Annotated in this window: 22 protein-coding genes and 1 pseudogene; 17 read left to right on the top strand and 6 right to left on the bottom strand. The window is 47.6% G+C overall.

Going from position 1 to position 26,614, the window contains the following annotated elements:
- Window positions 1-107: 107 nt before the first annotated feature.
- The gene (locus tag QP794_RS03180) at window positions 108-1,286 is read left to right on the top strand and encodes a DUF4272 domain-containing protein (RefSeq protein WP_285074863.1); all 1,179 of its coding nucleotides are present in this window, start codon (window positions 108-110) and stop codon (window positions 1,284-1,286) included.
- Between the two features lie 107 nt (window positions 1,287-1,393).
- Here the strand turns inward: QP794_RS03180 and QP794_RS03175 are convergent, their stop codons facing one another.
- Complete coding sequence (locus QP794_RS03175) at window positions 1,394-2,434, bottom strand: LacI family DNA-binding transcriptional regulator (protein ID WP_285074862.1); 1,041 nt, start codon at window positions 2,432-2,434, stop codon at window positions 1,394-1,396.
- Between the two features lie 516 nt (window positions 2,435-2,950).
- Between QP794_RS03175 and QP794_RS03170 the strand changes: the two genes are divergently transcribed.
- The 10 genes from QP794_RS03170 (at window position 2,951) to QP794_RS03125 (ending at window position 16,914) form a co-directional block, all read left to right on the top strand.
- Window positions 2,951-4,333 carry an ABC transporter substrate-binding protein gene (locus tag QP794_RS03170; RefSeq protein WP_483311865.1) on the top strand — a complete coding sequence of 461 codons (1,383 nt, stop codon included), beginning with the start codon at window positions 2,951-2,953 and terminating at the stop codon, window positions 4,331-4,333.
- A 116-nt stretch (window positions 4,334-4,449) separates the two neighbouring features.
- Window positions 4,450-7,377 (top strand): extracellular solute-binding protein, encoded by a 2,928-nt coding sequence (locus QP794_RS03165; RefSeq protein ID WP_285074860.1) that lies wholly within the window; start codon window positions 4,450-4,452, stop codon window positions 7,375-7,377.
- Between the two features lie 75 nt (window positions 7,378-7,452).
- Window positions 7,453-8,364, top strand: a complete 912-nt coding sequence (locus QP794_RS03160; RefSeq protein ID WP_285075200.1) for a carbohydrate ABC transporter permease — start codon at window positions 7,453-7,455, stop codon at window positions 8,362-8,364.
- Between the two features lie 2 nt (window positions 8,365-8,366).
- On the top strand, window positions 8,367-9,230 hold the full coding sequence (locus QP794_RS03155; RefSeq protein WP_079346345.1) for a carbohydrate ABC transporter permease: 864 nt from the start codon (window positions 8,367-8,369) through the stop codon (window positions 9,228-9,230).
- A gap of 11 nt (window positions 9,231-9,241) precedes the next feature.
- Window positions 9,242-10,708, top strand: coding sequence for an NHL repeat-containing protein (locus QP794_RS03150; protein WP_285074857.1), 1,467 nt, complete (start codon window positions 9,242-9,244; stop codon window positions 10,706-10,708).
- A complete protein-coding gene (locus tag QP794_RS03145; RefSeq protein ID WP_285074856.1) occupies window positions 10,689-11,309 on the top strand; it encodes a YIP1 family protein in 621 nt (206 codons plus the stop codon). Before QP794_RS03150 ends, QP794_RS03145 begins: the two co-directional genes overlap by 20 nt.
- A gap of 14 nt (window positions 11,310-11,323) precedes the next feature.
- Window positions 11,324-13,909, top strand: coding sequence for a DUF5696 domain-containing protein (locus tag QP794_RS03140; RefSeq protein ID WP_285074855.1), 2,586 nt, complete (start codon window positions 11,324-11,326; stop codon window positions 13,907-13,909).
- Window positions 13,906-14,805, top strand: a complete 900-nt coding sequence (locus QP794_RS03135; RefSeq protein ID WP_285074854.1) for a carbohydrate ABC transporter permease — start codon at window positions 13,906-13,908, stop codon at window positions 14,803-14,805. Before QP794_RS03140 ends, QP794_RS03135 begins: the two co-directional genes overlap by 4 nt.
- 32 nt (window positions 14,806-14,837) lie before the next feature.
- On the top strand, window positions 14,838-15,848 hold the full coding sequence (locus tag QP794_RS03130) for a carbohydrate ABC transporter permease (RefSeq protein ID WP_285074853.1): 1,011 nt from the start codon (window positions 14,838-14,840) through the stop codon (window positions 15,846-15,848).
- 103 nt (window positions 15,849-15,951) lie between these two features.
- Window positions 15,952-16,914, top strand: coding sequence for a glycosyl hydrolase (locus tag QP794_RS03125; protein WP_285074852.1), 963 nt, complete (start codon window positions 15,952-15,954; stop codon window positions 16,912-16,914).
- Between the two features lie 314 nt (window positions 16,915-17,228).
- Here QP794_RS03125 and QP794_RS03120 read toward each other — a convergent pair whose 3' ends face one another.
- Window positions 17,229-17,498, bottom strand: coding sequence for a SunI/YnzG family protein (locus QP794_RS03120; RefSeq protein WP_285074851.1), 270 nt, complete (start codon window positions 17,496-17,498; stop codon window positions 17,229-17,231).
- A gap of 665 nt (window positions 17,499-18,163) precedes the next feature.
- On the opposite strand from QP794_RS03120, the pseudogene QP794_RS03115 reads away from it, so the two are divergent.
- Window positions 18,164-18,997 (top strand): annotated as a pseudogene (locus tag QP794_RS03115) (formylglycine-generating enzyme family protein); the annotation flags it as partial.
- Window positions 18,998-19,015: 18 nt separating this feature from the next.
- Here the strand turns inward: QP794_RS03115 and QP794_RS03110 are convergent.
- From QP794_RS03110 to QP794_RS03100, 3 genes are all read right to left on the bottom strand, one after another.
- Window positions 19,016-20,134, bottom strand: coding sequence for an MFS transporter (locus QP794_RS03110; RefSeq protein WP_285074848.1), 1,119 nt, complete (start codon window positions 20,132-20,134; stop codon window positions 19,016-19,018).
- A gap of 88 nt (window positions 20,135-20,222) precedes the next feature.
- Window positions 20,223-20,753 (bottom strand): TetR/AcrR family transcriptional regulator, encoded by a 531-nt coding sequence (locus QP794_RS03105; RefSeq protein ID WP_285074847.1) that lies wholly within the window; start codon window positions 20,751-20,753, stop codon window positions 20,223-20,225.
- A gap of 75 nt (window positions 20,754-20,828) precedes the next feature.
- Window positions 20,829-21,599 carry a DeoR/GlpR family DNA-binding transcription regulator gene (locus QP794_RS03100; RefSeq protein WP_285074845.1) on the bottom strand — a complete coding sequence of 257 codons (771 nt, stop codon included), beginning with the start codon at window positions 21,597-21,599 and terminating at the stop codon, window positions 20,829-20,831.
- 274 nt (window positions 21,600-21,873) lie between these two features.
- Here QP794_RS03100 and QP794_RS03095 point away from each other — a divergent pair, with 274 nt between their 5' ends.
- From QP794_RS03095 to QP794_RS03080, 4 genes are all read left to right on the top strand, one after another.
- A complete protein-coding gene (locus QP794_RS03095) occupies window positions 21,874-22,839 on the top strand; it encodes a metallophosphoesterase family protein (RefSeq protein WP_285074844.1) in 966 nt (321 codons plus the stop codon).
- 43 nt (window positions 22,840-22,882) lie between these two features.
- Window positions 22,883-23,740 (top strand): DMT family transporter, encoded by an 858-nt coding sequence (locus tag QP794_RS03090; protein ID WP_285074843.1) that lies wholly within the window; start codon window positions 22,883-22,885, stop codon window positions 23,738-23,740.
- 234 nt (window positions 23,741-23,974) lie between these two features.
- Window positions 23,975-24,526 (top strand): nucleotidyltransferase family protein, encoded by a 552-nt coding sequence (locus tag QP794_RS03085; protein WP_350338839.1) that lies wholly within the window; start codon window positions 23,975-23,977, stop codon window positions 24,524-24,526.
- 52 nt (window positions 24,527-24,578) lie between these two features.
- Window positions 24,579-25,310 carry a YdcF family protein gene (locus QP794_RS03080; RefSeq protein ID WP_285074842.1) on the top strand — a complete coding sequence of 244 codons (732 nt, stop codon included), beginning with the start codon at window positions 24,579-24,581 and terminating at the stop codon, window positions 25,308-25,310.
- A 102-nt stretch (window positions 25,311-25,412) separates the two neighbouring features.
- On the opposite strand, the gene QP794_RS03075 is transcribed toward QP794_RS03080, so the two are convergent.
- On the bottom strand, window positions 25,413-25,760 hold the full coding sequence (locus QP794_RS03075) for a helix-turn-helix domain-containing protein (RefSeq protein ID WP_285074841.1): 348 nt from the start codon (window positions 25,758-25,760) through the stop codon (window positions 25,413-25,415).
- A 207-nt stretch (window positions 25,761-25,967) separates the two neighbouring features.
- Between QP794_RS03075 and QP794_RS03070 the strand changes: the two genes are divergently transcribed.
- Complete coding sequence (locus tag QP794_RS03070) at window positions 25,968-26,423, top strand: hypothetical protein (protein WP_285074840.1); 456 nt, start codon at window positions 25,968-25,970, stop codon at window positions 26,421-26,423.
- Window positions 26,424-26,614: the final 191 nt, after the last annotated feature.

The raw sequence follows: 26,614 nt of genomic DNA, 5'->3' as shown, positions 1-26,614 counted from the left end.
AATCAAAAAAATCTGGGGATAACAGCGATCGGAAGGTTGTTCTGTCATTGGAGTGCAGGTGTAAATATCGTTAGTTGAACTTATATAAAAAGAAGAAGGTGAACCTCATGAGAAATTGTGCAATATACAGCTCCCAGTTTAATCTGGATCAGCTGTTTGAAATGATTCAATCCATATACCCTGAGGATACAATTGAGCGTAAAGAAGATAAAACCCGCATTCAAGTCACTCGCAAGAAGCTATTCGGTAAAAAAACGAAGGGCTTCAATATCATGACGAGCCAGACCCACCCTGAAGAATTTACCACAATGATTCAGGGGATGCTGGGATTTCTGAGTCAGATTGAGGGAAAGAATGCTTCGCTACAGGAAAAGGTACTAATTAAATGCTCTACACTGAATATGGTTGTTGGCATCGAGACGGAAGAGGACATCTCCGAGGAGTTCTTCAATGAGTTATTACATCTGGCCGACGCCCTCGATGCAGTCATCTTCTGGGGTGGTGGCTCCCTACTGAATCCGCAAGGTCAGCTGCTGCTGGATGTCAACGGAGAATCCGAAGTAGAGGATTACAAAGTGACAGCGCACGCCAGTTTCCTGGACGATGTCAGACCTCCGTCGCAATCTGCAACGCTGCGCAAAGAACGCTCCGAGCAGCTTCTAACAGAGCAAGGAATCCCATTCAATGTTCATCTGCCTGCAAGAGCGGGGGATGAGCATACAACGATCCGTAGTGTTCAAGAAGTGGCAGAGCGTGCGATAGCCCTCTGTATTGCAGCCCTCAAGGGTGAATGTCTTGGAGCCGGTGAAAGCGCAGAAGATACAGCAGCGCTTGTCCAGGAAGTGATCGACAAGTATGATGCAGATTCATTCTTTTCACCTGTGGAGAGAAGATTTGTGGAGCAGCATGGGGCAGAACATCAGGAGATTATCTCCTTTTCATGGGGATATGAAGCTTATCATGTCATGTTATGGGCACTTGGCTACGTCAAGGAGCTTGGAGCTCCGGTAAATCTGTGCAACGTGGGACAGGATGTAGGATATTTGCAGCAATGTGACAATGTTGAAGCCTTTGTAGCCGAGGCGCGGTTTCGCTCCAAAAGCGAGATTTTGGACGCAGCGGACCAAATTTACCGGTATAACTGGGTGTGTGTGAACAGTCGTGTGAAGGAACAAATACCTCCAGCGAATCTCAATGGCGGAGTGGCCTACGAACGTCACCGTGCCCTGAATTGGTTGATCTGTTATCTGGATCAGGACTGGGATGAAGTGCGGACAGATACGTAGCATGGACTCTTAGAATCTATTTTTATATGATATCCAAACACAAATACCCCCAAGCCAGGTGAGCACTGGTTATGGGGGTGTTTTGGTGTCTATTGATACCTTATCGTCTAACCGCTATGTCTGCCGTACTGTTCCCGAATCATAACATCTGCGAGAATCAGCTTTTTCTCTACGTTACTCTCCGGGTTCACAATACGCCATAACATCTGGTCCACCGCACGTGCACCAAGCAGCTCCTTGTTTACATTCACCGTGGCGAGTACCGGTATATTGTCGTACACATTATCGAAACCGGTGACTACACACTGATCGGGCACACGAATGCCCATACTCTCAAGAGCTTCAATGGTGTAGAGCGCAAAGAAGTCATTCGCACAAACAAAAACCTCAGGCAAGTTCTCCTCATTAATGACCGAAGTAAATGTCTTACGGAAATCATCCACATCCGGGCTGCTCAGTTCCGGGATCTGATTCAGATTCAATCCATGTCCCATTAATACTGAAGTATAGGCCACCCAGCGTTCATAGAAGCTGTGAGCATCACTGGTATTTCCAACAAACTGAAACCGTTTGAATCCCTTGCGCAGAAGATAGAGCATAATGTCACGCATGGATGCAAAATTGTCGGTGAAGATACTGTCACTGTGAAAAACGGGGTCCAGATGATCCACCATGACGACGGGAATGCCCAGACGCTTGATTTCAAGCAGAATAGGTGTCGAGATGGAACCCACCGTAATAATGCCCCGAATGGCATCCGGGTTCAGTAATGTGAATAATTGATCCGCAGAAGGCTCTGTCAGGGTGAGGATATTGATGCCTTTCTGATTCAGTCGGGATGATATGCCGTTAAAGACAGGCCCCCAGTATACGGAATCCTGATTCTGATAACGAACATTGGGAAACAAAATCAAAATGGTTCCACTCCACCGCGTGTTCTGCGGGTCCTGAAGCTCATTGCTGCTATACATATCACCAGATAACATGCTGTTATCTTTGAAATATCCAAGCTTGCCAGCGGCCTTGAGAATAACATCCCGTGTCTGTTCACTAACACCTGATTTTCCGGACAGTGCTCGTGAGACCGCAAATTTCGACAGACCTGTAAAATGTGCAATTTCCTGAATAGTTACCTTCGTCTTCATCATACCATCCTTACACTCGTAGTTCTGCCGTATTCCTTACATTGCTCAATAAAGCTGGTTCTAGTATATCATGATGTATTTCTCTTAATCTAATAACGGCTGGAGAAGTGGAAATGTTAGTGTCCCATACATGAAACGACGGAAATAGACCTCGGTGATGGACATAATTCAGGAGAAAAGAACGAATTTTGAATGAGTTATTATCTTTTTGTTATTTTATAAAATAACAAAATAAGAAAAGTGATTTTCGTTTTGAACATAACTGTACTTAGGATGATATCTAAATAATATGCTATTTTAAAAGGGTTTAAGCGATATAACAGCATTCTATCAGAAAAAATAGAAAATGTTAACAATAAAAATGTTGACGCTTACATTGTGCTATGTTAAATTTTGTTTGTCAAAACCAAACAATAAAATAACAAATGGTGGTGGTCATCGAATTTCATTAGGGGGATTGGAGTCGGGGGATTATGTCAGAGCATGATTTTATACACATTCGGGGAGGTTGTTACATTCATGATTAGAAAATGGAATCTTTTGCCGCTCATGTTATTGGCCGTAATGCTTTTTGTATCCGCTTGCAGTGGTGGTGGGACAGCTCAGCCGAGTACGGATGAAACAACCAATTCAGGCAGCAGCACTGGAACTGGAACCGCCGAGACAGACAAAGAAGGCGGAGCGGAAGAAGTGGCAGTCGATGTACCGGATTTGGGTGGACGTGTCATCAAGGTTGCGGCCTGGTGGGATCTGAAGCCAGCAGGGGAGACCGCATCGGATAAGGCGAGACTGGATAAAATTGCTGAAGTCGAGAAGAAATACAACGTAAAAATCGAGTTCGTGAATGTGCCATTCGAAGAGTACATGAACAAATTCACAACGACTGCGCTGGCTGGCGAACCTTTCGCAGACATCGTTCAGATGGAATACAAATCCGCACTACCCGCCATCCTCAAAGGGCAGCTGCTGCCTATCTCCGAATTCACCACAGCTGAGAATAACATCAACCAAGAGGCAAACCTGATCGCGAAATATCCTGCTATCACAGGCAACTACTACGCATTTGATTCTCCGACCAGCATCGGTCTGGGACTTCACTACAACCGTGACTTGTTCAAGAAGCTGTCGTTGCCTGATCCTCAGGAGCTGTATAGCAAAGGCGAATGGAATTGGGATAAATTCATGGAGCTGGCGAAACAGGCGACCAAAGATACGGACAACGACGGGAAAATTGACGTATACGGATTCTCCGGCTGGGCCATTGACGCGCTTCGTCACTTTACTGCAGCCAATGGCGGCACGATCGTAGATGACGAGCACTCGAAAGAAGGATTATCCGATCCGAAAACGATTGAAGCTGCCGAATTCGTCAAACTCCTGTATAACGTGGAGAATGTCGTGAAAGTCAAAACTGGTGACAAAACGAACTGGGAGGAAAGCAACACATTCAAGGATGGAGATGTGGCCTTGTTTACAGCTGCGGAATGGCAACTGGGTGATATCACCTTTGCTGCTGGAGTCGTACCGATCCCGAACGGACCTCAGGGCAACAAGGATGTAACATACGCCAACAACGCGGCCTCAGCCAAATTCATTCCAAAAGGTGTGGAAGATCCTAAAATCGTATACCAAATCTATGAGGAGACTTTCGACATCCCGCAAATTGAAGAGTACCCAGGTCAGGATTACCTGGAAAGTCGTTATACCGACGAGAAGGACATCGCCATGATTCGCGAGCATATCGCGGGAACGGGCCGTATCCTGCTGGATGACGCCTACGCGGGCTATCCAATCGGCGACTATGTAAACGACATTATCAAAAACAATGCTTCCGTTACGGCAACAGCCGAAAAGTATAAAGCGCAGGCACAAGCCGCTGTTGATAAGCTTGGCAAACCATAATACCAGCATGATTCAGACAGGGGTGCCTCGTGTCCGGGCTCGCGCACGGGTGCCTCTTTTTCTGTATCACCGAATAGGCATTGCTGGCATCAGCCTTGATGAGGAGGGCTCGTAGGATGGCTGGAATTCTACAACGAAAGAAATGGATCCTGCCTATAGTCATTGCAGCAGCGGCAGCCTGCGTCATACTTTTGCTTACTTCCGGTGCAGGTGTAAAGAGTGCAGTTGTGCCTTCTGGCAGTTTGCCTGCTATTGAGGTGGATGCCATCTTGCAGCAGACGAGGCAGAAGAACGGATATGAACAATATCTGTCCCAAGCAGGCCAGGCCTCATTACCGAATGTGGACATGACCATTGAAGCAGGAGACTACATACGGGCAGAGGATGAAGAGGTACGCAAGCTGAATGATTATGAGGGCAAGCCAGGTATATCGCTTCATACCGGGGAGACAGGCGAGATCGACTGGGTCGTTGATGTGCCGGAAACCGGGCTGTATAACCTCTCTGCTGTCTATTTTCCCGTAAAAGGCAAGAGTTCGGCAATTGAGCGTGCATTGTATATTGACGGTGAACTTCCGTTTGCGGAAGCCGCCTATTTGCAATTTGACCGGGTATGGGGCAATGAAAAGCAAGCCGTTGAACAGGATAATCAAGGCAATGATCTTCGCCCAAAACAAGTGGAGAAGCCCCGCTGGATGGAGGAAACATTTCAGGACTCGGACGGGTACGAACAGGCTCCATTCAAGTTCTATCTGGAAAAGGGAGAGCACACGTTAACGCTGAAATCCTCTCGCGAACCCATGGTGATTCGATCGATACGGCTATTTAATGAGAAACCGGCCGTTCCTTATGCGGACACCGCAGGGGCACAGCAGACGGACTCTTCCGGTCAGCCTAAGGATGTGCTCATTCGAATTGAAGGGGAAGCGGCTGTTGCCAAATCTTCACCTACGCTATATCCAACCAGTGAAAGATCAAGTTCAGCCGTATCTCCGTACAGTGCTTCCCGGGTGCGTATGAATACGATTGGCGGCTTTAACTGGCGACTGCCAGGACAGTGGATCGAATGGGAAGTGGATGTGCCGGAGAGTGGACTGTATCATATCGGTTTTACCGCTCAGCAAAATTTTGTCAAAGGTATCTATTCCACTCGCAAGCTGACCATCGATGGCGAGATTCCGTTTGCAGAGATGACGAAGGCGCCGTTCCGTTACCAAAGTGATTATCGCATTGATGTGCTGGGCGGTGAGGAAGCTTACAAGTTCCAGTTGGCCAAAGGCAAACATGTCATTCGGCTGGAGAACAGCCTGGGCGACTTCGCACCACTTATTCGCAATGTGGAGGACAGCCTGTACAACCTGAACTCCATGTACCGGAGAATTCTGATGATTACTGGCACCAAGCCGGATGAATTCCGGGATTATCGGGTGGAGAAGCAGATTCCGAATCTGCTGGAGGTGTTCAGCGGGGAAAGCAAACGTCTGAAGGAAGTGGCAGGGCAACTTCGTCTCCTGTCAGGACAGTCCAGCGATCAGGAAGCGTTGATCCAAACGATGGCCCAGCAATTGGATGAGATGATCGATATACCGGATACCATTCCAAGAAGACTTGCCGCTTACAAAACGAACACGGGCGGACTGGGGACTTGGGTGCAGCAGGCTCGCGAGCAGCCGCTTGAAATTGATGCCCTCTATGTAGCTTCATTGGACAGGAGTATTCCCGGTACGGGTATGGGTCCACTGGCGAAGCTCGGTCATGAAGCGAAGACATTCTATCATTCGTTCTTCATTGATTATAACCAGATCGGGAACGTAGCCACATCAGAGGATCAGCGCACGGTGACGGTCTGGATCGGCAGTGGCCGGGATCAGGCGAATACGATGAAAGCGATGATTGATGAGACATTTACACCCGAGAGCGGGATTAACGTCAATTTGAAGCTGGTCAACATGGGTACGCTGTTGCCGGCCACTTTATCGGGTGAAGGACCGGATGTCGCGATGCAGATCGGCAATGATCTGCCCGTGAACTTTGCCATGCGGAACTCGGCTGTGGATCTCACCCAGTTCAGTGACTATAGCGCGGTGGAACAGGAGTTTAGAGAAAGTGCCATCGTACCGTACGCTTACGATTCTGGTGTATACGCCTTGCCCGAGACACAGACCTTTAATATGTTGTTTTACCGTAAAGATGTGCTTGCAGAGCTTGGGCTTGAAGTTCCTCAAACGTGGGATGATGTCGAGAGCCTGCTGGCGATTCTGAGCAAAAATCATATGGAATTTGGCATGCCGGTAGTGGCCCAGGCCAACATGCAGGGTGTGAACATCCCACCTAACTCGCAGTATGCCACGATGCTGCTCCAAAACGGCGGCTCCTTCTACCGGAATGACGGCAAGGAATCGGATCTGGATTCACGCATCGGTATTGAGACATTTAAGAAATGGACAGAATTTTATACCGATTACAAGCTGGAGCGGGAATACGACTTTGCCAACCGTTTCCGAACAGGACAGATGCCGATTGGTTTGACAGATTACACGATGTATAACCAGTTGTCCGTATTTGCACCGGAGATCCGTGGATTATGGGGATTTGTTCCGGTTCCGGGTACGGCGCAGCCGGATGGAACATTGAATCGGGACGTTCCGGGTGGCGGCAGCGCGGTCATGATGCTGGAAAGCGCCAAGGATCAGGAAGCCGCGTGGGAGTTCATGAAATGGTGGACCAGTACACCGGTTCAAGCCGAGTTTGGTCGCGAGATGGAAGGGCTGATGGGTGCGGCTGCGCGTTATCCGACGGCAAACATCAAGGCACTGGATTCACTACCGTGGCCTGCTGAGGATTATGCGAATCTGAAGGCACAATTCGAGACGGTGAAGGGCATTCCCGAGGTGCCTGGCGGTTATTTTACCGGACGCCATCTGTTCAATGCATTTTACAAGACGGTTGTGGGCCAAGTGGAAGCCAGGGAATCCATCATGGATTACACCCAGTATATTCAGGACGAGATTCGGATCAAGCGTAATGAATTTGGTCTTCCGTAAGCAGAGGGAGGGTTAACAGTGTCACAAATATCACTCCGAGATGGACAAAACAGTCCTCCTGAGAAAGCGCCAGGCATGGGCATGAAATCATGGTGGTCCTGGAAGCTCAAGGAAATGAAGGCCAGCAAACAGTCCTATGTACTGCTCGCTCCTTACATGATCCTGTTTATCATGTTCACTGTAATTCCGGTGGTTATCTCCATCATACTCAGCTTCACCTATTTCAACATGCTGGAGTTTCCGCGTTTTATTGGCTGGCAGAACTATACCCGGCTGTTTCTGGAGGATGACGTATTCCTGATTGCCATCAAAAATACGTTGCTGTTTGCCATTATTACCGGACCCATCAGTTATATTGCCTGTTTCGTATTTGCGTGGATTATTAATGAATTAACACCCAAATGGAGAGCGTTTATGACGCTGATCTTCTATGCCCCATCCATTTCGGGGAATGTCTATTTTATCTGGCTCATGATTTTCTCGGGGGATCGTTATGGGATAGCCAATGGACTGCTGATCAAATGGGGATTTCTGCTGGAGCCAATCCAGTGGTTGAAAACGGAAGCCTACATTATGCCAATCCTCATTCTGGTGCAATTGTGGCTGAGTCTTGGCACAGGCTTTCTGGCGTTTATCGCCGGTTTGCAGACCGTAGACCGGACATTATATGAGGCGGGCGCGGTAGATGGAATCAAAAATCGCTGGCAGGAGCTTTGGTATATTACCTTGCCTTCGATGCGCCCGCAGTTGATGTTCGGTGCGGTCATTCAACTCACAACCTCATTTGCCGTGGCCGATGTCTCAATTGCCCTGGCCGGGTTCCCGAGTGTGAACTATGCAGCAGAGACGGTAGTAACCCATTTGATCGACTTTGGTACAACACGGTTTGAAATGGGATACGCTTCGGCGATTGCAACCGTACTGTTCATGATTATGGTGGGCACCAACCTGCTGGTACAAAAACTGCTTCGAAGGGTGGGAGAATAGCTATGGCTGCAATTGCGACAGGCAAAAGGCGGGTGAACCGCTCTTTATCAGGAAGCATCTCCCTGTTTGTCCTTCTGCTCGTATTTGGTGCTTTCATGGTGCTGCCGCTGATCTATGCGATTAATAATGCATTCAAACCGCTGGATGAGATTTTTACTTTTCCACCAACACTTTTTGTCAAAAATCCAACGTTCAGCAATTTCACTGATTTGCTGAATCTGCTGAGTGACTCGTGGGTTCCGTTCTCACGATATATATTCAACACGGTATTTATTACGGGCATTGGCATCGTGGGCCATGTGCTGCTTGCTTCGGCAGCGGCGTACCCGCTCGCCAAACACAAATTTCCGGGCAAAGTGTTCATGTTTCAGGTCGTTGTGCTTTCCCTGATGTTCACGCCTGCTGTCACAGCTATTCCCAACTACATGATCATGTCATGGCTGGGCTGGATTGACACATATTGGGCCGTCATTATTCCGGCATTCGCCTATTCATTAGGTTTGTATCTGATGAAACAGTTCATGGAGCAGATCCCGGATGCATTGCTGGAAGCAGCCAAAATTGACGGTGCGAGTGAATACCGGATTTTCTGGTCCATTGTCATGCCAAATGTAAAGCCAGCCTGGCTCACCCTGATCATTCTGTTGTTCCAGATGCTGTGGGGCAGTGATGGCAATGGATACATCTACAGTGAACAGCTCAAGACCTTGCATTATGCGGCGGGTCAGATCATTCAGGGCGGGATATCCCGAGCCGGGGCAGGTGCTGCGGTGGCGCTTATTTTGATGAGTGTACCCATCACACTGTTTATTTTCTCACAAAGCCGCATCATTGAGACGATGGCGAGCTCGGGCATGAAGGAATAAGGGGGAACGATATGGCACGCACAGTGAAAAGATGGCTTGTTCTCCTGGCGGCAGTATCGCTGCTGCTGGTGAATGCCGTGCCTGCGGCGGCCTCCCCGGCGCCGTATGAGAGTTATAACTACAACTACTGGAAAGAGGCTGTTCCTTCACCGGATGCCTACCTGCCTCAGCGAACCATTTCGGGCAGCGACCTGGGTATTGGCGAATTTAAGGACCCCGCTGATGTGAACGTCTCTGCCTCTGGGCAGATTTATATTTTGGATAGTGGAAACAGCCGAATTGTTGTGCTGGACGAGAAATATAAGCTGCTGCGGGTGATCGAAGGATTTATGATGGACGGCAGCAAGGAGAGTTTTAATGCTCCAGGTGGATTATTCGTAGACGAAGAGGAGCGAGTATACATCGCTGATACAGGGAACAGCCGCGTGGTTGTCCTGGATGCGGAAGGCCAGCTGATCCATACCATTACGAAGCCAGAGTCTGATATCCTCGCCACCCATTTTCAATTCCAACCGCTGAAATTGACGGTGGATCGGGTAGGCCGGGTGTATGTGGTGACTCAGGGTGTCTACGAAGGAATAATGCAGTTTGACGAGCGTGGGCAATTCATCGGATACGTCGGTACGAACAAGGTGGAACGCGACTACGGCGAATACATTTGGCGGATGCTCTCAACCAAAGCCCAGCGGGCGCAGATGGTTTTGTTTGTACCGACCGAGTTTTCCAATGTGGATATCGACGCCAAAGGGTTCGTGTATGCGACCAATATCGACCCGGGTTCCAGCGAACCGATTAAACGTCTCAATCCATCCGGCGAGGATGTGCTGAAGCGATTTGGTTACTTTGAAGTCAAAGGAGATATCCGATTCCGCAATAACCCGGGTCCGTCCAAACTGATTGATGTGAAGGTACTGGGCAACGGTATGTACAGTGTGCTGGATGCGACGCAAAACCGGGTGTTTACTTACGATGATGAAGGTCATCTGCTCTACGTATATGGAGGCAAAGGTAATCAGGTAGGAACGCTCAAAACACCAGTCGCCATGGAACAATCCGGGGATCATCAACTGGTACTGGATCGAGGGAAAAGCAATCTGGTTGTCTATGAGCCAACACGGTTTGGAGCCAGCGTGAATGAGGCGGTTGCCCTTCATTATCAGGGTGAGGATACGGAGGCTGTTCATATTTGGAAAGAAGTACTGAAGCTGAACGCGAACTATGATATCGCCTATATCGGTATCGGCAAATCCTTGCTGATGGAGAAGAAAAACGAGGAAGCTCTGGGTTACTTCGAACTGGGTATGGATCGCAAAAGTTACTCTGTCGCGTTCAAAAGATATCGGCGAGAGATGATGAAGGAGCATTTCGGCACCTTTCTGACGCTTGCCATCGCACTGATTTTCATGCTGATCCTGGTCCGAGCGGCAGTTAAATGGAGACGGAGGAGGCAGATTGACCGTGAAGCAGGATTACATTAAGTTTCCGCTGCATCTCATTTTTCACCCCATTGATGCATTTTGGGATATCAAGTCGGATCAGCGAGGCAGGTTGACCGTTGCTTTTGGTGCACTGGCGCTTACTATCATCATGATGATTTTGCAAAAACAATACGCGGGGTTTCTTGTGAATTACATCGATCCTCGCACAATCAACAGCATAGGGGAGATGGCAACAGTTGCAGTGCCGTTCTTTCTTTGGTGCATAGCCAATTGGGCGGTAACCACCCTGATGGAAGGTGAAGGAAAGTTCAGGGAGATTTTTCTCGCAACAGGATACTCACTCATTCCGATTATTTTGATCTATATCCCGATGATTATTATCAGCCGGTTTATGGTACAGGAAGAGACGGCTTTTTATTATTTGTTTAATAGTATCGCGTTCTTCTGGTTTCTGCTGCTGCTCTTCATTGGCACGATGACGGTACACCAGTACACCGTGATCAAAACGATCCTGACGATGCTGCTGACAGTAATTGTCATGGGCATTATTGTGTTCCTCGGAGCATTGGTATTCAGCATGTTGCAGCAGTTATATGAATTCGGTTACAACATCTATCGTGAGTTGATTTTTCGGACCTAAAGGAGGCGGCATCCGTGAACAAAAGGCAACGAATATATACGGTGCTGGCCAGTGGTGCTGCTGTGATCCTGATCGCGGCTGGACTGCTGTATATCAATAACAGGGGAGTACCTGCTGTGGAAGCAGCGGCTTATCTTGAAGCAACAACAGAGGCTGTATCAACCGAGACGGAGTCACTGCAATTCCTCACGGATTCTTCACAGGGTGTGCCGGGTATGCGACTGGTCGAAGAAGATCAGGAACTGGCGCTGTATTACAACGAGGAAACGACGGAAATTGCCGTTCGTGATGCAGCGAGTGGGCAGATCTGGTACAGCAATCCGAAGGAACGGTCTGCGGACGGTCTGGCTTCCGCTTATGAAAAGGAAGTGCTGTCCTCCCAGCTGAACGTGTCATTTCGGGATGCGATCGGTACACTGGAGAACTTTCCAAACTTTAGCTCCAGTATCAGCAACAAACAGTTCGCAGCCGTCAATGTGGATCAGGGCATTCGCGTTACATACACGCTAGGGGATACCTCGCTTGGCATTGATGCCCTGCCCAAACTGATCAGCAAACAGCGTCTGGAGGAAAAGGTGCTTTCGAAACTGGATGCCACAGTGGCAAGATATACATCTGCTCGTTATTATCCAACCAAAACCAACCCGGATGTGCTGGAACGGTTGGATGGACAGATCTCAAAGCAGCTTGTGCTGAACAAGATGCTGGATGCCTTTGAGGCGGCGGGGTACACCGCAGACGATCTTGCTTTTGACAATAAGGAAAATGGAGTCGAAGGCGGGGGCACATCGGATAAGCCGAGCTTCGTCATTCCGGTGGAATATCGGCTGGATCAAGGCTCACTGGTTGTAACCGTGCCGCTAAGTCAGGTGAAAGAGAACGGACAATACCGCATTCGTAATATCGATCTGCTCGCTTACTTTGGTGCCGCGGATACGAAAGGTGAAGGTTATATGTTTGTACCTGACGGTTCAGGCAGTCTGATCCATCTGAATAACGGAAAGGTCAAGGAGGAGCAGTACGTACAGCGTGTGTACGGTGCAGATCCGAACGACAATTCACTCAGTCGCCCGCAGGTCAGTGAATCTGTCCATATGCCTGTCTTTGGTTTGAAGAACGGTGAACATGCCTGGTTTGCCGTGATTGAAAAAGGGGACGGTATGGCCAGCATCTCAGCAGATATTGGAGGCAGACAAAATAGTTACAACCATGTCTACGGCACGTTTTCCCTGCGGGGTGAGGATGAGCTGGAGATGTATACTTCGCAAAAGATGCAGGAGATTCAGCTATTGAGCGAGGAACCATTCCGTGGGGATATTCAGGTGCGATACCATTTCCTTCATGGAAAGGATGCCAGCTATTCCGGTATGGCCCGCTTGTATCAGCAGCAATTGGTGGGGCAGAACGTACTGAAACCGCTGGAAGACGAGCCGGCATTACCTTTTTACGTGGATGTATTGGGTGCAGTGGACAAAAAAGCTTCATTCCTGGGTGTACCTTATCGGACCACATTGGCAATGACGACATATGAACAAGCGGCTGAAATGGCTGCCAAGCTGCAGCAGGAGGGTGTGAATCGAGTGCAGATGCTGTATCAGGGATGGTTTGGCGGAGGTCTCAGTCACCATACACCCACCCAGGTCAAGCTGGACAGTGAAGTCGGCACTCGGTCCGAGTTGCATGATCTGTCTGAACAACTGAAACAATCTGGCGGAGCGTTATTCCCTGATGTGGCGTTCCAGCGTATTTATCACGACGATTGGAACTTTGCTCCCTCCTCCGATGCAGCGCGATTTGTCACCAAGGAGACAGCTGAATTGTATCCCTACAGTCCTGCCCTCAACCGGATGGATCAGAGCAAAGACAGTTATTATCTGTTGTCGGCCGCCAAGCTTCCGTATGTAGTGAGCGAGTTTGCCGGGAAAATCAATAAACTGGAGCTCAGCGCATTATCGCTGCGTGATCTCGGGCAGGTATTGAGCTCGGATTATCGAGATCGTCGTGTCATCCACCGGGAGACCGCAAAGAACATCGTGAAGGAGCAGCTAGGCAAGCTGCAGCAGGAGTATCCAAACATGATGTTATCCTCCGCTAACGCCTATGCGTGGGGATATACGCAGCATATTGTGGATGTCCCCTCAGGCTCCAGCCGATTTAATATTACCGATGAGGAAGTTCCTTTTTATGAAATGGTCATTCATGGATACATGGATTACGCTGCTTCCGCAATGAATACGTCAGGGGATCAGGATCTGCGCAAACAGCTGCTTCGCAGTCTGGAGCTGGGCTCCGCTCCTCAGTTTCAATGGACGTATGAACCATCATCCAAGCTGAAGCTGACCAGTTATGATTCGGCATATGCCACTGACTATGCGTATTGGGTAGATGACGCAGCTGCATTATACAAGGAAGCAAATGAAGTATTAGGGAATTTGCGGAACCAGCCAATAACCGAGCATGAACGAGTTCAGGAAGGTGTTGTACGAGTCACCTACAGTGGCGGTGCATCTATCTTGATCAATTACACGGATGATCCGGTAACGATGGATGGAATTACCGTTGGCGGGGCGGACTATGCAGTGGAAGGAGTGAACCGATGAGAACCCTTCGTTTATCGCTGAAATCCAGGAGAGCGCTGCTTGGACTTGCATTTATTTCGCCTTGGCTGATTGGTTTCATCTTCCTGTTCGCCACGCCGCTGCTGCAATCGATCCGGTTCAGTTTGAGCAATCTGTCGGTTGCCCCAGGAGGATATGTACTGGATTTTGTAGGATTGAAAAACTTCAAGGATGCCATTCTAGTCGATGCTACATTTAACCGTATCTTGGTGGATTCGGTTGGGGCGATGCTGCTGAATGTGCCCATGATTCTGTTCTTCAGTCTGTTTACAGCGACACTGCTTAACCAGAATTTCAAGGGCAGAACGATGGCGCGTGCCATCTTCTTCCTGCCGGTCATACTAGCCTCCAGTGCAGTGGCAGCGGCCGAGTCCGCAGGGTTGATCAATCTGATGGGGGACGCCAGTGCGATTGAATCGTCAACCGAAGGGGGAGCCTCTTTCAACGTCATTTCAATGGTGCGAATGCTGAATGATGTGGGACTGCCCATGGCTTATGTCGATTATATCGTGGAAGCCATTATGCGCATTTACGATATTGTCAGCAGCTCTGGCGTACAGATTCTGATCTTCCTTGCTGCGCTGCAATCGGTTCCAGGTTCCATGTACGAAGTGGCCAAAATTGAAGGCGCAACGGCTTATGAATCATTCTGGAAAATTACGTTTCCGATGGTGAGTCCATTGATCCTGACAAATGTTATCTATACCATCATTGATTCCTTCGCAGGCAGTCCGGTGACCGAGGCCATCTATCAGACGGCGTTCAAAACCCAGAACTTCGGCCTAAGCTCGGCCATGTCCTGGCTGTACACCCTGGTCATCGGTCTGGTATTGGTTGTTGTCGGATGGGTACTGTCACGGCGGGTTCATTATAACTGAAAGTTAACGAACGTTGAAGGAGGCATGAGACTATGGCTGTGTCGGGAACGGATCGCATGGTGGTGGTTCCGAAAGACAACTACCGCATGCAGAGGGTACGAAACAAGACATCGGACCTCCTGTATTCCATATTCAGATATGCACTGGTTATCGGTATTTCATTTATTATTTTGTATCCGTTGTTTCTTAAAATCTCGGTTGCGTTCAAGGATAAACAGGATATCTATAATCCGACTATCTATATGATTCCTCAGCATTTTACGTTGGATAATATCAAGCTTGCGGCACAGGTGATGGATTATTTGCCTTTGCTGGCGAACACGCTGTTGTTCGTCACGATTACAACGCTGCTCACAGCGATATCCTGTGCGTTAGCCGGGTACGGCTTCGCCCGCTTTTCTTTTCCCGGCAGCAATGTGCTGTTTGTGTTGGTCATCCTCACCATTCTCGTTCCGACAAGCACCCTGATGGTGCCGATGTATCTGCATTTCCGCAACTTTGACATCCTGGGGATGGTTCATCTGTTCACGGGACGAGAGGGGATTAATCTGCTGAATACATACTGGCCGTCCATGATTACCGCGGCTACGGCAGGTGGGTTGAAGGCAGGGCTGTTCATTTATATTTTCCGCCAATTCTTCAAGGGCATGCCCAAGGAAATTGAAGAAGCTGCGCTAATCGATGGAGCAGGCGGGTTTCGGACATTTGCCCGAATTATGCTGCCGAATGCCATTTCACCGCTGATTACGGTCATTCTGTTCTCTTTTGTCTGGCAGTACAACGATACATTCTACTCGGCGCTATTCATGAGTGAAAGTCCACTCATCTCACTGAAGGTGGCATCATTGCCTGCCCAAGCCAACCAGTTGATTCCCCAATTGATGGGTTTTGGTTCGAGCTCGGGCATGAAGGCAGATCCGAACTATGTTGCCATGATCGTGGATACAGGCATTCTGCTGGCGATTGCACCGCTCATTATTTTGTATTTGTTTGTACAGCGTTATTTCGTGGAGAGTATTGAACGCTCCGGGGTTGTTGGATAAGAAGAAGAGTAGGCGTACGATTGCTGTACTCAACATATCTGATTGCTGATTCGAAGTTGGATGTTTAATGGGCTTGGACCATGCTGTAGAGTGAGGGGGAGCTATGATGGAGAGCAAGATTAGCAGTATTCTGGTGAATGAAGCAGCGACTTCCGAGGCCAGAGAACTGATGAAGTACTTGGCGGAGCGTTATAGAAAAGGGATACTGTCGGGTCAGCAGGATTACGGCAATCTGAACTGGATTAATGAGAATACAGGCCGCAAGCCGGCGGTGATCGGATTCGATCTCATGGATTATTCTCCATCAAGGACAGAACGCGGCGCAATCTCCCAGGAGATTCAGGATGCGCTGGCATGGCACCGGCAAGGCGGAATTGTGACATTATGTTGGCATTGGAATGCACCAGTAGGCTTGATCGATGAACCCGGTAAGGAATGGTGGCGTGGCTTCTATACGGATGCCACCACCTATGATCTCGGGTCAGCGCTGGCTCATCCTGAATCTGAAGAGTATACATTGTTAATCCGGGATATCGATGCAATTGCAGTACATCTGCAAGAACTAAAGGACGCTGGGGTGCCTGTGTTATTCCGGCCGCTTCATGAAGCCGAAGGAGGCTGGTTCTGGTGGGGTGCCAGAGGACCTGAAGCTGCCAAGCAGTTGTATCGCCTGCTGTATGATCAATTGGTCAACACGTATAAGCTGGGTAATCTGATCTGGGTCTGGAACTCCGAAAAGCCGGAGTGGTATCCGGGTGACGATGTAGTGGACATTGTGAGTGTGGATGTGTATCCAGAAGCAGGCGATCACAGCCCATTAGCTGAACGTTATGAGAATCTGCGTGCACTGGTGAATGACAGCAAAATCATTGCCTTAGCCGAGAACGGCTCCATTCCTGATCCAAAGCAAATGAAAGAGCAGGGTGTACAATGGAGCTGGTTCTGTACCTGGACGGGAGAATTCTTAAAGGGTGGTAATCATAATGAGGTAGCGTATTTGAAGGAAGTATATAATAGTGAAGAAGTAATTACGCTGGATCAGTTACCGAAGTGGAGTTGGAGATAGGACTGTCATTTGAACTTATATTAACTTGAAAACAAGGGGTGTCCCAAAAGTCATGTACATGACGGTGGACGCCCCTTGTTCGCTTTAATTTGGCCTAAAGAACGTGACACATGTTATTCGCTCTCATTTACACCATTCTGAGATGTAACGAATCCCAGAGACGTTATTTTATCAATGAGATCGATTTTTAGGCTCTGACGCTGTGTTTTCACCGAAATAACGTCACTGAAGTTCGTTAAAATCGGCATACCTTGAGAATCGGACGTTTAAGGTGCGCTAGATTCGTTAGCACGTTGCAAGTTTGACGCATTCCACTAACCTGTATTATTTGATAGTATGGCACTGATTTTTGGGAATAAAGCCTCGTTGGAAGTAAACAGGATGTAGGATTGATGGGTTGTGCGAATTAGTATTGTTTCGGAAGCGCCATACGCTGCGCCGATTCGAACGGCTGTAGGCTCACTTCCACCATATGTATCATCAAGGGTAATTGCTTTAATGTCTGAGATGGGAATTTCTATTTTGGAAAGCTGCCAACGGATGATTAGTTGATTCTCTACTTGCTGTACTCTGATTCCTAACATAATAAAGCCCTCCTTATTATGCCTTAGCATATGAAGTAATCTCTCTTATATTAGTTTATCATTTGTTGGTTAATATTTCCCTAATAATAGCGAATCTTGCGAATGAAGTGCACTGTGTGAATTTCATCCAAACGAATTATTTTGCTGCTGATATTTTCACTACTGTGGACATGATGTACATTATGAGTAGGTGTAAGAAGTTGTTATGTATCTGAATAAGACCCAGAATGTACGAATAATAAACTCGGACATTATCCAATCCTATGGCTGGCCTCAGGAATGGAATCTACAGGGGGATCTCGGACCGGAACGTTACATCGAAGTACAGGTGTGGAGTGAGGAAATCATCAGACCATATCCTCAAAGGTATTGACAACCAAACACCACCGTATCCGAATATTCGCCCTGCCGTGTACAATGGAGAGAACGAGTCTTAAACCTAACCATAGAAGGGGATGCTTGAGATGCATGATCAGCTGCCAAAGAAACCTTCTTCTTGCTGCTGCGCTGCAAGCCGGGGCGGCAAGCTGGATGAAAAGAACCTGTCAGAGGAAACGGCTGCATCGACAGAGGTTGTTGGGGACAAGCCATCCATTCATACCAGTTCTATAGCCGATTTCGTAATAGCTCTAACCGATAGAGCAGAGAAGAAAGAAAGCATTCGTATAGAAGGTGGACGTTTTCTGATGGGCACGAATGACCCCGAAGCTTTTGCCGCAGACGGGGAAGGTCCCGTCAGGGAAGTTCAGGTGAACTCCTTTTATCTGGATGCCTGTACGGTAACCAACGCGGAGTTTGCACAATTTGTACGTGACACGGGGTATCGGACTGAGTCAGAGCAGTTTGGCTGGTCTTTTGTTTTTCATCTGTTCGTATCTCCGCAAATGGCGACTCAAGTTCGAAATGTGGTACAACAGACACCCTGGTGGTGGGTAGTTGAAGGTGCTGACTGGGCTCATCCCGAAGGACCCGATTCTAATGTAAACGATCGCGCTGATCACCCGGTTGTTCATATCTCCTGGAATGATGCCAATGCCTATTGCCGCTGGGCCGATAAACGTCTGCCCACAGAAGCGGAATGGGAATACGCAGCACGGGGTGGCCTGATTCAGAAGAAATATCCTTGGGGCGATACGTTAAGGCCGAATGGACAACACTATTGCAACATCTGGCAGGGAGTATTTCCAACGAAAAATAATGCAGCCGATGGTTATGCAGGCACCGCTCCATCCCAATCGTTCCCTCCGAATGCATACGGACTGTACAATATGTCAGGCAATGTGTGGGAGTGGTGCGCCGATAACTACGTAACGGATCATGAGAAGTCTACAGTCGTTAACACGGAACTATCTCCCAATAAAGAACGCAAGGTGTTAAAAGGCGGTTCCTACTTATGCCATCGTTCCTACTGCAATCGCTATAGAGTGGCGGCGAGAATCCCCAACACGCCTGATACATCTACTGGGCATATCGGTTTCAGATGCGCAGCAGATGTATAGCCTGTTGGTTTGTAAAAATTAAGATACAGGGTGCTTCACCCGAATGAGTAACCCGAACAGACCCAGTACAGCAAAGGCCAGAAATGCTGTAGTGTTGGAGAACATTTCAATGGTATAGCCCGCTATGGATGAACCGAGGAACTGACCCGCACCGAGCGCGAGAAAAGCAAGGCTGATCCCGATGGACGTATTTGGATGAAATAGCCTGGTCGCCCACACGATGAATACACTGGTCAGAAAAATATAGGTACTGCCAAACATAACGGCTGAGACCAGGCTGGCGGTCATCGATGGAAGAAGGATAATGCCAAGTGAAACAGACAAGAGCAGAAGGCCTATTCGATAGGACCATCCAATCCCAATGCGTTCAATAATACGGCCCGCACACCCGCCGAGAATCCCCATAATCCCCATCACAATCCAGAACAGTACGGCTTCCGAATCGGAGGCCCCTTTTTCGTCCGTAAGGAAGTTTCGGGCAAAGGTCCAATAGATCGCAGAACTGATGCCTGTCAGAAGGGAAGCCATGAGCAGAGCCATACCCGGTTTGGTTGGCTTCATGCAAGCCCAGAGCGACTGGGTACAAGGCTCCGTTTTGCGTGTGGAAAGAACACGTCTATTCCACACCACCACCACAACACCGAGAACAGCGAAAAAGATGTAGGTTAACCGCCAATATTCGGTGAACAGCCAGTAGATTGGACCGGATACGATGATGCCAAAGCTGGTACCTGTGTTAATCCAGCTGTTTCCTCTGGCTTGCTGCTCAGGCGCAAGCTCAGCGTAGACGGTGTTACCCAATGCAGGGGAGGCCAAGCCAGTACTTAATCCGGCGAGAAATACGCCTATTGTGAGAACAAACGCGTTTGGAGACAAGGCAATGCCCAGTAAACCGAGCACAGCGCTAACACCCGCTATTTGAATGACATGATAGTGCCCCATACGATTAATAAGGAGAGGAGCACTAAGCAAGGATAGGCAGTATGCAATGTAGGTTGCGGAATTGATTGCTCCGGACTGGGCATCGTCCAGTTGCAGTGCTTCCGAAATTTCCGGCATAAACAGCCCGTAGCTGAATCTCCCGAATGCATAACATACAGCAATAAGTGCAATCCCTGGGAAAATTACTTTTTTCATTAAATCCACCGCCTTTTAGATAGAACGATCATTATATTTTCTTTGAAATAAAAAAGTGAGTTGAAATAATAACTCACCCAGTGTGGGACTATTTGAAACTATTCTGCGTCATGTGAACGAGTTCCCGACACACATTATTTACATTTTCTGTCTCGGCGAGCGCGGTGGAACCCTCCAGCAGCAGGATAAATTGCAACACTGCACGGTCGCTTGCGGCAGGATCAAGATTTTTAATCAGGGTCATCACATGTTTCTTGTGCGCATTAACGGTTTGTACAATGACGTTATTTGTATCTCCGCCAAATTCCTCCTTGGCACGCAAAAACAAACATCCTCTTGACTCATGTTCCATCAACCAGCGTGCATGCCCTTCCGCCAGATTGAGCAATACAGGCTGCGCTTTGTTGTCGGCATACTGCCGCAGCTGTTCCAGATAGCGCTGTTCGCGCCGTCGAAGCACTTCAACAATGAGATCATCCTTGGATTCGAAGTGATTATATAACGTCATGATGGCAATCCCGGCATCTGTGATAATTCGCTTCAAGCCAATGGAGTGGAATCCGTGAAGGTAGAACAATTCCTCCGCCACGTTCAACAGCGTTTCCTTTTTGCTGCTCATAAGGAATAAGACCTCCTTCCAGAATAAGATAGAACGATCATTATACTTCTAAAATATAGAAAATGGCTCACATTGTCAAATGCTGTGAACCATTTCAATTTCCATTTGGTGAAGAGCCTCTACCCATTCTGCAGGGCATGCGGCATCTGTGATTACCATGGATATTTGTTCCAAAGGTGCAATCTGGGCGAAGGTGGAGCGTCCAAACTTGGTATGATCAGCGACCAAAATGGCTTCCTCCGCACGCTCCATCATTTTGCGAGAGATGAGGGCCTCCTCCAACACATAATCTGTGATACCATCCGTTAACGAAACGCCGCCTGCTGAGATGAATGCCTTGTTGACTTTGAATCGACTCAGCAATTCATGAGCAATAGGTCCGGTAGAGGCTTGTACGACCGGGCTGACTTCTCCTCCGGCGAAAATGATTTTGCCTGCAAATTCCTCCAGTGCACAGGTGAGAATGGGAACGGAGTTGGTAATGACGGTCACCTGAGAACGATGTCGCAACTGCCGCATGATCTCCAGTGTTGTTGTGCCATTGTCCAGCATTACGGTCTCTCCATCCTCAATCAGAGCGGCGGCTGCCACGCCAATGGCCTGCTTTTCGTTCAGTTGAAGCTGCGCACGCTTTTGAAAAGGGGCTTCGGTCATTCCTGAACGCACACGAACAGCGCCTCCGTATACTTTGCGCAATTCGCCTTCCTTATCAAGTCGATCCAAATCCCGTCGGATCGTTTCCGTAGATACCTGAAACAGATCCGCCAGAACCTGTACCTGAACCTTGCCCTGCGTAGCAAGTTGGATAAGAATGGTGTGTCTGCGTTCTTCATACGTTAAAGACATGGGTTGTGCCTCCTGAAGTTTCAATCTAAGTTTTATATATTTTAGTGTTGTGACATAGTGTGGATTGTTGTTGTTTTAATAGTTTAAGTTGGTGAGCAGTCCTTGTCAATTTTGAAATGGTAATCGAGGTGAAAATAAGGTTTGGATTCTGTTCTTAATATGTATTGACAGTAATATGATGTGACGATAAGATCAAATAAAACAACGTAAAACCACAACAAACAACATCTTATATTTTGGTCCATAGTACATGGATTATCAGGGAGGAAAAAGGGTGAAACGTCAGCTTGCTTTTCAAAAAAATGGAACTTTTAAAATCGTACAGTTTACAGATCTGCACTGGAAGGAGGGGCGGCCTGAAGATCTTCGGACCCGGCAATTAATGAAAACGATAATTGAAGTGGAACAACCCGATCTGGTTGTATTTACAGGCGATGTCATCTACACGGGACCGGTTGATCCTGGCAATAAGGAATGTGAAAACCCGGAGCAGGCATTTCGGGATGCCGTGTCGGTGGTGGAAGAACGTGGTATTCCGTGGGCTTTTGTGTATGGCAACCATGATACAGAGAATCGGATTACCCCTGATGGATTAATGGATGTGATTCAGCAGCATGCACATACCGTGACAGAACGTGGGCCGCGTGAGATTGCGGGCTTGGGCAATTACACATTGGAGATTGCCGGAGCGGATGGCAACCCGGCGGCCGTGTTGTATTTACTCGATTCGGGGGACTATTCCCAGTTCGAGTCCATTCCCGGTTATGGCTGGATTCAGCCCAATCAGATCCACTGGCTGATGTCTGAATCCACACGCGTCAATCCCGGCCGCAGCCGCGGGGATAAGCTCCCAGCCTTGGCGTTTTTCCATATCCCGATTCCTGAATATCAGTTCATGTGGGACACGCAGATCTGTTACGGCAGCAAGTACGAACCTGTTTGCTCTGCCCAAGTGAACTCGGGTCTGTTCTCTGCACTGCTGGAGATGGGCGATGTGATGGGGACCTTTTGCGGACATGATCATGTGAATGATTTTCAGGGGACTTATCATGGTATTCGTCTTTGCTACGGGCGTTCAAGTGGACACAGTACATATGGGAGGGAAGGCATGCTGCGCGGAGGTCGGGTCATTCATTTGCAGGCGGGACAACGCAGCTTCGATACCTGGCTTCGCTTGGAGGACGGCTCTGTTGTGAGTGAACAGCCAGAACATCAACCTGAGAGCACTTCGGCACAATAGAGAATTATAGAAGAGCAAGGGATTAGAGAGGAACGTTTTGATTATGATTTTACCTATAGTTCTGGTGCTCGCCTCCGGGATGGCTCACGCGGTCTGGAGCATGTTCACCAAACGAAGTTTAAACAAAAGCGTGTTTTTATGGTCCATCATGATGATCCCGACCGTGATTCTCCTGCCTGTGCTTATCGTAGAGTTGTTGCGTGAACCTGTATCCATGCCAGCCTATGCACTACTCGTGTTATCGATGGCGCTGCAAGCCTTGTATTCCTGGCTGCTATCGCAGACCTACGAATTGGGCGACTTGTCGCAGATTTATCCGATTATGCGGGGAACGAGCACCTTGTTGGTTCCATTGATCGGCGTTGCTTTTTTGGGGGAAACGTTGTCTCTGTTCGGATGGATGGGTATTGCCTGCATGATTTTAGGATTTACGGTGCTTAGTGGTGTGGGAAGCAGAGATGGCAAATCTGGCTCAAGGGTAACAGGATCAAAGCCGGTTCTGATGGCCTTATGTGTTGGCTTATGTACAACCAGTTATGTGTTCGTGGACAAATTGAATCTGGAGCATATTTCACCCTTGTCTTTACTTGAAGTGACAAATATCGGCTTTGTGGCTGGATTGACTCCGGCGCTGCTCGCTTCCCGCCAACTGCGTCAGGAATGGAAAAAGAACCGATCAACCATTATGTTGGGGGCGTTGCTGAATCCGGGGTCGTATTTGTTATTCTTGTTTGCATTACAGCAGGCACCCATGGCGAGACTGGGCCCGCTTCGGGAAGTGGGGACGGTATTCGCCGCCTTCCTCGGTATTTTGTTACTGAAAGAACAGCAGGGGAAGAAGCGTATTCTCTGTTCCATCGTTATTTTTGGCGGCATATTACTGATTGGCATGTGGGGTTAATGGAATTCCAGTAGGCCCAATCCCTTATTCGATCTCCTCATTCAATCCCCTCAGGGTAAATAATCTTAAGGAACATCTGATCAGATGAGCTTAAGGTGACTCCTGAGGGGATTTGTTTATTTTATTGAGGGTACTCAAACATGATATATTGGAACAAGCAGTGTTTCGGTAAAGTGAAAGTGAGCAATGATAGCTCTACAATTAAAAAGACAAAGTAACAGGGAGAGACGCTATATGCTGCATGAGGAAAAGTTGATTCAGGCGATTACGGAGCATGGACAATTCATGCACGACCTGCGGCGGGTTCGCAGTCTTGAACTGCCTCAGTGTTACATAGGTGCGGGGTATATCCGCAATTATATCTGGGATGTGCTTCATGGCTATCCTCTTCGCGAACTGCACAGCGATATTGATGTTGTTTACTATGATACGGAAGATATGCGTGAGGAGCGGGATCAACTGCTGGAACAAAGGCTTCGCGAAGAGACGGGTAATTTGAAGTGGTCGGTGAAAAACCAGGCTAGGATGCATCTGCACAATGGAAACGAGCCATATCATTCAACAGAAGATGCTCTTCGATATTGGCCAGAAATCGTCACTGCCATAGGTGTAAGGTTAGATAATCAGGATCAGGTGGATATCTGTGCCCCGCATGGGTTGGAGGATCTGTATACGTTAATCGTACGCCAAAGTCCGTTTTTCACGGATGCAGACTATTATAATCAGCGTGTAGAGAAGAAGTGCTGGCAACAACAGTGGCCCAAGCTTACGATTATAAGATCCTGAATCAAGGGCATATGACGGAAGTGAAGGCCCGAGAAGGAGTGTTACTGGATTTATGAAAAAGTTTATACAAGAAAAAGGCCTGATTCTTGATCTTATTTTCATTGCATGTTTGGTGTTCTTTCTGGTCTTCTGGGGCTGGAACTTCGCGGTGAAGTTTTTTGGCATGATCACTGTAGCTTTTATCGTGTTAAGGCGGATTGATTATCAAAAGCATATCCTGCTAAAACGCATCCTGCTTATAGGGTTCGGGATCGCTGCGGTTTCATTTGTCATTATCGAAGCGCTTGTGTTTACTCAGCTTCGTGCAAATGATCCGGAAGAAGCGGATTATGTCATTATTCTCGGGTCGGGCATCAAGGGAACGGAATTGTCTTTGACCTTGAAACAAAGGCTGGATGCCAGTCTGGACTATATTCGCAGTCATCCTGAGACGCCAGTGATTGTGTCCGGCGGGCAGGGGCCTGGAGAATCGATTCCGGAAGCACTTGCCATGAAAAACTACCTTGTTGATCAGGGAATTAGCCCTGCACAAGTCATTATGGAAGATCAATCAACGAGCACCCAGGAGAATATGGCTTTTTCCAAAAAAATCATCGATGCATCCGGGCTGGAGCATCCCGAGATCATGATTGTCACAAGTGACTACCATATGTTCAGATCCAAGTATCTGGCTGCAAAGAACGGTTACGCCGCCGAATACGGCATCTCGGCTCCTTCACCGGGCTATCTGAAACCGATTAATATGATCCGTGAGTATTTTGCAGCAGTTAAAGCGTTTATCTAATGGAGAATGTGCGAATTCACAAATATATTACAATCCCTTAAGATATACAGATCCAACAAAAGGCAACGAACAACTCCTAATCGAGTGAACGTTGCCTTTTTGTTATTTCTTATCGTACGTTTTGAAAATTTCAGTGATTACATTGAGAGCCATAGCTACTTCATGTGGTTCATGGGTTCTCAGAATGGTAATCAGTTTCTGGATGTTAGTATCTTCATGGGAGAGTGCCTCGTTTTCATTCGCATATGTAAATAATTGATTAACGCTGACATCAAGAGCAACTGCGATTCTATCCAAATTTTTTAAAGAGATGTTACGCTCTGCCCGTTCAATGAATCCGATATAGCTTGTATTAAATCCTGCCTTCTCAGCTAGAGCTTCTTGTGATAGATCCCTGGATTTCCGAAGATCTCTTATTCTTGCACCAACTAACTCCAAAAGTTCTGACATGGGTACACCTCTCTTTAATTAGAAGTGTAGAGAAAGAATAGAGGTTGATTAACCAATACTTAATAAGTAATTTGATTAAAAAACTACTATATAGTAATATTTTATCTATATCTTGCCCAAAACATAAACAATACACACCAGTTTGTTTTGTACAGAGAGTAAAAATGGATAAAGGAGTTGATGGATTTGAATGAAATGTACTCCTTCATGAATCGGCAGATCAATGAACCTTTATTGTACTTAACTGATATGAGTTCCAATTTGAAAAGAGATGTGCTCAATTATCAAAAACTTGCTGGGTATCATATGAAATTGGCTTTAATGATGCATAACCATAACCAAAGCAAAGTTTGCCTAATCCTCTGTGAATGGGCTTTGACTGCCATGCTCAAGGCTTTGTATATCTATGAGAACCAAACAACAATCTTACCTGACGAATGGACTATGACTGAAATTCTTTCTTTTGTGCATACAGATAAGAATCCCGGACTGGATATTGTCTTATTCATCGGCACGATACAATATATATCTTCAATAGAAAACAGCCCAGACTCTTTTCTTGCAGAGCCATTCAACATTGACAAACTGCTTGAACGAACAGAACAAGTGTTGAGTGAACTATCCGTCCGAATTCTCAGTGAACCAAACTCTCAACCTATATAATTTTTTTAATTGCTGAGAATTTTTAAAATGTTTTGTTTGAATGTGACAGCTTCCGTACCCAAAACGGTGTACAAGGGGCTGTTTTTTGTTGAAAAACACCATCACTCGAAAGAATCTTGTACAATGAAGAAGTTGGGGAATCGAAACATAAATGGGGAATATATGTGGGAGGGTGTACTAGATACTAATCA

This window comes from Paenibacillus sp. UMB7766-LJ446 (genome assembly GCF_030226665.1).
Lineage (GTDB): Bacteria > Bacillota > Bacilli > Paenibacillales > Paenibacillaceae > Paenibacillus > Paenibacillus vandeheii.
This window is presented reverse-complemented; position numbering and strand designations above follow the sequence as displayed.

Excerpts from the sequence above, each read along its gene's own strand:
- QP794_RS03180 (WP_285074863.1), top strand. The coding sequence starts at position 108 with ATGAGAAATTGTGCAATATACAGCTCCCAGTTTAATCTGGATCAGCTG.
- QP794_RS03175 (WP_285074862.1), bottom strand. The coding sequence starts at position 2,434 with ATGATGAAGACGAAGGTAACTATTCAGGAAATTGCACATTTTACAGGT.
- QP794_RS03170 (WP_483311865.1), top strand. The coding sequence starts at position 2,951 with ATGATTAGAAAATGGAATCTTTTGCCGCTCATGTTATTGGCCGTAATG.
- QP794_RS03165 (WP_285074860.1), top strand. The coding sequence starts at position 4,450 with ATGGCTGGAATTCTACAACGAAAGAAATGGATCCTGCCTATAGTCATT.
- QP794_RS03160 (WP_285075200.1), top strand. The coding sequence starts at position 7,453 with ATGGGCATGAAATCATGGTGGTCCTGGAAGCTCAAGGAAATGAAGGCC.
- QP794_RS03155 (WP_079346345.1), top strand. The coding sequence starts at position 8,367 with ATGGCTGCAATTGCGACAGGCAAAAGGCGGGTGAACCGCTCTTTATCA.
- QP794_RS03150 (WP_285074857.1), top strand. The coding sequence starts at position 9,242 with ATGGCACGCACAGTGAAAAGATGGCTTGTTCTCCTGGCGGCAGTATCG.
- QP794_RS03135 (WP_285074854.1), top strand. The coding sequence starts at position 13,906 with ATGAGAACCCTTCGTTTATCGCTGAAATCCAGGAGAGCGCTGCTTGGA.
- QP794_RS03130 (WP_285074853.1), top strand. The coding sequence starts at position 14,838 with ATGGCTGTGTCGGGAACGGATCGCATGGTGGTGGTTCCGAAAGACAAC.
- QP794_RS03125 (WP_285074852.1), top strand. The coding sequence starts at position 15,952 with ATGATGGAGAGCAAGATTAGCAGTATTCTGGTGAATGAAGCAGCGACT.
- QP794_RS03120 (WP_285074851.1), bottom strand. The coding sequence starts at position 17,498 with ATGTTAGGAATCAGAGTACAGCAAGTAGAGAATCAACTAATCATCCGT.
- QP794_RS03110 (WP_285074848.1), bottom strand. The coding sequence starts at position 20,134 with ATGAAAAAAGTAATTTTCCCAGGGATTGCACTTATTGCTGTATGTTAT.
- QP794_RS03105 (WP_285074847.1), bottom strand. The coding sequence starts at position 20,753 with ATGAGCAGCAAAAAGGAAACGCTGTTGAACGTGGCGGAGGAATTGTTC.
- QP794_RS03100 (WP_285074845.1), bottom strand. The coding sequence starts at position 21,599 with ATGTCTTTAACGTATGAAGAACGCAGACACACCATTCTTATCCAACTT.
- QP794_RS03090 (WP_285074843.1), top strand. The coding sequence starts at position 22,883 with ATGATTTTACCTATAGTTCTGGTGCTCGCCTCCGGGATGGCTCACGCG.
- QP794_RS03085 (WP_350338839.1), top strand. The coding sequence starts at position 23,975 with ATGCTGCATGAGGAAAAGTTGATTCAGGCGATTACGGAGCATGGACAA.
- QP794_RS03080 (WP_285074842.1), top strand. The coding sequence starts at position 24,579 with ATGAAAAAGTTTATACAAGAAAAAGGCCTGATTCTTGATCTTATTTTC.
- QP794_RS03075 (WP_285074841.1), bottom strand. The coding sequence starts at position 25,760 with ATGTCAGAACTTTTGGAGTTAGTTGGTGCAAGAATAAGAGATCTTCGG.
- QP794_RS03070 (WP_285074840.1), top strand. The coding sequence starts at position 25,968 with ATGAATCGGCAGATCAATGAACCTTTATTGTACTTAACTGATATGAGT.